Origin of the sequence: Psychrobacter sp. Ps6 (assembly GCF_022129235.1) — a bacterium.
Taxonomy (GTDB): Bacteria; Pseudomonadota; Gammaproteobacteria; order Pseudomonadales; family Moraxellaceae; genus Psychrobacter.
This window is the reverse complement of sequence record NZ_JADQAI010000113.1, coordinates 1-1,583: the sequence shown is the minus strand read 5'-3', so window position 1 is coordinate 1,583 and position 1,583 is coordinate 1. Positions and strand designations below refer to the sequence as shown.

General features: G+C 44.0%; 2 protein-coding genes. Both read left to right on the top strand.

Annotated features, from left to right (window positions below):
- A partial coding sequence (locus I3255_RS14175; protein ID WP_238039390.1) for a hypothetical protein occupies positions 1–290 on the top strand: 290 nt, incomplete at its 5' end.
- A 191-nt stretch (positions 291–481) separates the two neighbouring features.
- Positions 482–1,583: hypothetical protein (locus I3255_RS14170; RefSeq protein ID WP_238039389.1), on the top strand; the 1,102-nt coding region annotated here is incomplete at its 3' end.

Sequence of the window (1,583 nt, the reverse complement as noted above, 5' to 3'; positions counted from 1 at the left end):
AGCAAAGTCGCCTGTTAAGTTCCAATGGGGTTTCAGCCTCTGATGAAGCCAGCAGCGCGTTGATTTCTATTGCCGAACGTATCACCTTAATTGCAGATATGAATACGCAAGTTGCAACGGCAACAGAAGAACAATCAACGGTGGTTAACGACATCAACTGCAATATCGAAGTGATCAACGAAACCACTCAACGTACAGCTACTACGGCCGAAGATCTTGCACAAGCGAGCCTTGAACTGCAGCAATTATCTCACCGATTAGAAGTCATGGTTGGAAGCTTCAAACTTTAAGCCATATTTCTCATTGTACGATGGAACTAAATACCGATAGAGAGCTTCGGCTCTCTATTTTTGTATTGTGCGATGCAATCTTGCAGAATGCATTCTTAAATTTGCAACATGGCAGTTAGAACTCGTTTTTTTCACTATAAATTTTGGCACTAAAATTGATGGATTTTCCTTAACCAAAGGGAGATGCATTTATGTCAAAACTACATATCGCACTACTATTTGGGCTAGGGAGTATTGCACACGCCAGTTATGGTGAAGCTTTTGACTCATGCCCCAGTACCGCTTTTCTTATGCAAGGTACACCAACCACCGTCTATGGTGTCAACCTAACCACAGGATCCAGCCAAACCTTACAAACCGATGTTGGAATGACGGGTAATCTTAATGCGGTTGGCTTTAATGAAACCGACAACTACATTTATGCCTTTAATACTACCAACAAAAAAGTGGTTAAAGTAGACAAAAACTTTAATGCTCAAGAGCTTGCTGTTACTGGTATTGGTACCCAATCTTTTTATGTCGGTGATGTCAGTAATAACACGTTATATCTCTATCGCTACGGAGCGGGGCTATACAAAGTTCCCCTCGACAGTGCCGATCCTAACTATCTAGCTTTAACTGCAGTCGGTGGCACCACCAATATGCGTATCTACGATTTTGCGTTCCATCCCAGCGACGGCAATATTTACGCCGTTGATGGCAAGTTTGGTACGCTATATCAAATCAACCCCGCAACGGGAGTCCGTACCAGCTTAGGAAATACCGGTGTCAAAGGAACCTTTGGTGCGGCCTATTTTGAAAGTGACGGTATGTTCTATTTGAGTCGTAATCAAGACGGCCATATATTCAAAATAGATATTACCGATCCTAACAATATTATCCCCATTGCCACCCTATTTGCCGTCGGTCCTCTTTCTGGACAAAACGATGGGGTTCGCTGTGCATCTGCCGCAGCTCAACTTGATGCACTTGATCTTGGAGACGCCCCTAACACCTATAAAACTACCATCGCCAGTAATGGCCCCCGTCACGATCTCACCAATACCGACTACTACTTAGGAGCCGTTCCTGGAGATGCTGAAACCGCACCTGCTGCCAGTGATGATGGCGACGGTTTTGATGATGAAGACGGTATTATTTTCACCTCTCTAGAGAAAGGACAAACATCTCTTATCGCCATAACAGCCAGCACTTCTGGTTATCTCAATGGTTGGATTGACTGGAATAAAGATGGTGACTTTGCTGATAACGGAGAAAAAGTATTTAGCGGAACGAGTCTCTCTGCGGGCATGA